The organism is Micromonospora sp. MP36, assembly GCF_008119785.1.
Lineage (GTDB): Bacteria > Actinomycetota > Actinomycetes > Mycobacteriales > Micromonosporaceae > Micromonospora.
The window spans coordinates 1-3,537 of record NZ_VSFA01000227.1; the positions used below are offsets into that span (position 1 = coordinate 1).

Sequence of the window (3,537 nt, forward strand, 5' to 3'; positions counted from 1 at the left end):
CCGCCGTGTGCTGCCGCGGCTCGCCGAGCATGACGACGGCTTCGATGTGACCGCGGCCGAGGCGGCCTGGGACGCCTGCCTGGCTGCTCCTGACTGGGACCGGGACCCCGTGTGGATCCACGGTGATCTGCAGCCGGGCAACCTGATCATCGACCGCGGCCGACTGGCCGCTGTTATCGATTTCGGCGCACTCGGTGTCGGCGATCCGGCGCCGGACGTGGCTCCGGCGCTATGGACGTTCACCGGCGCGGCCCGGGGAGCCTACCGGGAGGCAATCGGGTACGACGACGCTACCTGGCGCCGGGCCTGCGGATGGGCCCTCGCTCCGTCGCTGACCGGCATTGACTACTACCGGCATACTTTCCCGCGAATGGCCGAGCACGGCCGCCGAATGGTCCGCGCAGTGATCGCCGAACTGGCGTAGCACTACCGGCTCGATCGCAAGCCCGAGCGGCTCGCCGAGTTCGCCGGCCTTGTCACGGCACGCACCACCCGCCCCGGCATCGGCGCGAAACTCCCTCTCGTTGACATCCTCCCGGCCCTGAAGGGCCGGGAGTCTCACGGTCGCCCGTGAGGTTTCCTGTTTCATCGCCGACTGCCTTTCCGGGAGGATTTTCCCTTGAGGTCTTACATCAGCTCCGCAGGCGTTTTACCTCTCCGCCAGCCCGGCGGCGAGGATGTTTGTCGCGGCGTTGATGTCCCGGTCGTGCTCGACCCCGCAACCCGGGCACGTCCAGGAGCGGTCGTTGAGGGTGAGTGCGGTGTTGATCCGACGACAGGTCGAGCAGGTTTTGGACGTGGGCAGCCACCGGTTGACGGGGATGACCTTCCGCCCGTACCAGTCGGCCTTGTACTCCAGCATCCTGCGGAACTGACCCCAGGCCGCGTCGGAGATGACACGGGCCAGACGCCGGTTGCGGAGCATGTTTCGCACGCTGAGGTCTTCGATCGCGACCGTTTGGGTCTCACGGACGAATCGAGTGGTCAGCTGGTGCAAGTGGTCCCGCCGCCGGTCGGCGATCCGGGCGTGGATCCGGGCCACCTTCATTCGGGCCTTCGCCCGGTTCGCGGAGTCCTTCTGTTTGCGGGCCAGGTTCCGCTGCGCCTTGGCGAGCTTGCGCCGGTCGGCCTGCCCGTACCGAGGGTTGGCCACCTTCCCGTGCTCGTCGCTCACCCCCGGCATCGGGCGCGACAGGGTGAGCAGACTGGTGATGCCCGCGTCCACACCGACCTCCGCCGTGACGGGCGGCAGGGGCCTCACCGTCAGGTCCTCCACCAGGATGGATACGAACCAGCGGCCGGCAGCGTCCCGGGACACGGTGACCGTCGACGGTTCCGCCCCCTCCGGCAGCGGTCGGGACCAGACGATGTTCAGCGGGGTGTTCATCTTGGCCAGGGTGAGCCGGCCGTCACGCCAGCGGAACGCGGAGCGGGTGTACTCCGCCGACGCCCTGGATTTGCGTTTGGACTTGAAGCGCGGGTGCCGGGCCCGCTTGTCCCAGAACGCCACGAACCCGGCCTGCAGATGCCGCAACGTCTGCTGCAACGGCACCGAACTGACCTCGTTCAGGAACGCCAGCTCATCGGTGCGTTTCCACTCCGTCAGCCACCCCGACGACTGCACATAGGTGGTGCGCCGGCGGTCCACCGCCCACGCCCGGGTGCGGGCCTCCAACGCCCGGTTGTAGACCACACGCACACACCCGAACGTCCGGTTCAACAGTTCGGCCTGTTCAGGAGTCGGGTAGAAGCGGTACTTGTAAGCCCGCTTCACCACCTCACCCACGCCTCACATTTTACCGTCCATGTACGACACTCATCCCAAGGGAAGGGGGCGGCGTTTCCTCCCGGCCCTGAACGGCCGGGTTTCCACGCCGCAAATCCGATGACGCACCGCGAGCCCATGCAGGCGGCGTCAAGGCCACAGGATTGCACGGCAAGGCCGCCCTGCAGGTGAGCTGATTTCGATTGAGTCGGGTCGAGGTTCCGCCGTTGATGTGATCATGGGTGTGTCGAGGGTTACACCATCCGGATGTGCTGCCATCCGTGCGACCGTGACCGATCAAGAGCGATCTCGGCCGGTAGCCAGCCACTGAGCCTTTCCGCGCAACGATTGGTGACGTTGGGTAGTTGATTGGTAGTCGACCGCTTGGGTGGTGAGGGCGCGCCAAAGCCGTTGCGGTATAACGCAAAGACCTGGAACCCGGCATAAAGCCAGCCACGCGTCTAGCCGTGCACGCGGTTCGCGACCAGGGAGCCGGCCACGCACAGCATGCCGTCACGTTGGCCCACGACTGCCGTCATCGCTCGGTGGTACCGGGTAACGCGGCCCTGCCTACACCCTTTCTGCCCGCCTGCCCGCCAACATAGGCAATATCGCTACCTGGGTTGCGCAATTGGTCGCCCTCACCTAGCCTTACTTCCGCTACCCAGGTATCGGAAAGGTGGTGACCATGCCCGAACGTGCCCCCTCTCGGGGCCGCCCCCGAGACATCGACGCTGGCCGGCGGATCCTGATCGCCGCCCGGGATCTGTTGCTGGTCGATGGTTACGCCGCACTGTCCATCGACGAGGTCGCCGACCAGGCCGGCGTCGCCAAGACCACCCTCTACCGGCGTTGGCCGACCAAGGACCACCTGATCGTGGCCGTTGTTGCACTGATGCAGGATGACGTGCCGATCCTGGATACCGGTGACATCCGGGCCGATCTGACCGACTACCTACGTCAGGTGGCCGACGGCCTGAACACCATGCGCCGGGCCGGCTTGCCCGAAAGCGCGGACGACCGCTCGGCTGGCGTTGTCGCGGAAATCGCGGCGGCGGCGGCCCGGCACGCCGACCTCGGCACGCTGATTCGGGCCGTGTTCGCCCGCCGTAACGCGATGGCCATCGGACTGCTGGCCTCCGCAGCCCGACGCGGCGCACTTCGCACAGACCTCGATGTTGCCGTCCTGTTCGATCAGCTGGTCGGCCCGCTGTACTACCGGATCCTGGTTACCGGCGAGCCGGTCGACCATCCCTACCTGGACCTGATCATCGACGGCGCCCTTCGCGGCGCCCGACCATCCCACGCCCACCCAGCCTGAGCATCACCCTGGAGGAAGCCATGTCCACGCCCGTCGCTACCGCACAGCAATCCACCGTCCAGTCCTCGATTCCGCCCGGGCGACTACGCCTTGCCCGCATCCTGCTGATCATCGCCACAGTCAGTGCGGTTGGCGCCGCGGTGACCCAGATCCAGGTCGTATTCGATGCGGGCGGTCCGACCAAGGTGGTGGAGACCTGGCGGCTGTACGGGTTCCTGGTCTTCGCCGGCCTGTTCGCGCTCCTGACCGTCAGACCCCTGGGCAACCTCGCGGTGTGGCTGCTGGTCATCATGAACAAGCTGGCGTTGACCGTGACCGGCCTCGCCTACCAGGCCCACGGCGGAATCGCGGACACCGGCCCGATCATCACCTGGGACGGCGGCCTGACCGTGCTGCTGCTGGCCGCATTCGCGGTCAGCCGGCTCGGGGCCAGGCCCTCAGCCGGCTAGTA

Annotated in this window: 4 protein-coding genes; 3 read left to right on the plus strand and 1 reads right to left on the minus strand. The window is 67.0% G+C overall.

Annotation, left to right across the window (positions count from 1 at the left end; translation table 11 throughout):
* Nucleotides 1-424: phosphotransferase (locus tag FXF52_RS40730; protein ID WP_148804970.1), on the plus strand; the 424-nt coding region annotated here is incomplete at its 5' end.
* A 225-nt stretch (nucleotides 425-649) separates the two neighbouring features.
* On the opposite strand, the gene FXF52_RS40735 is transcribed toward FXF52_RS40730, so the two are convergent.
* Entirely contained in the window at nucleotides 650-1,786 is a 1,137-nt protein-coding gene (locus tag FXF52_RS40735; protein WP_148804971.1) for an RNA-guided endonuclease TnpB family protein, read from the minus strand.
* Nucleotides 1,787-2,453: 667 nt separating this feature from the next.
* Here FXF52_RS40735 and FXF52_RS40740 point away from each other — a divergent pair.
* Together FXF52_RS40740 and FXF52_RS40745 are read left to right on the plus strand one after the other, a co-directional pair.
* On the plus strand, nucleotides 2,454-3,086 hold the full coding sequence (locus FXF52_RS40740; protein WP_255472932.1) for a TetR/AcrR family transcriptional regulator: 633 nt from the start codon (nucleotides 2,454-2,456) through the stop codon (nucleotides 3,084-3,086).
* Between the two features lie 20 nt (nucleotides 3,087-3,106).
* On the plus strand, nucleotides 3,107-3,535 hold the full coding sequence (locus FXF52_RS40745; protein ID WP_148804973.1) for a hypothetical protein: 429 nt from the start codon (nucleotides 3,107-3,109) through the stop codon (nucleotides 3,533-3,535).
* The last annotated feature ends 2 nt before the right edge of the window (nucleotides 3,536-3,537 follow it).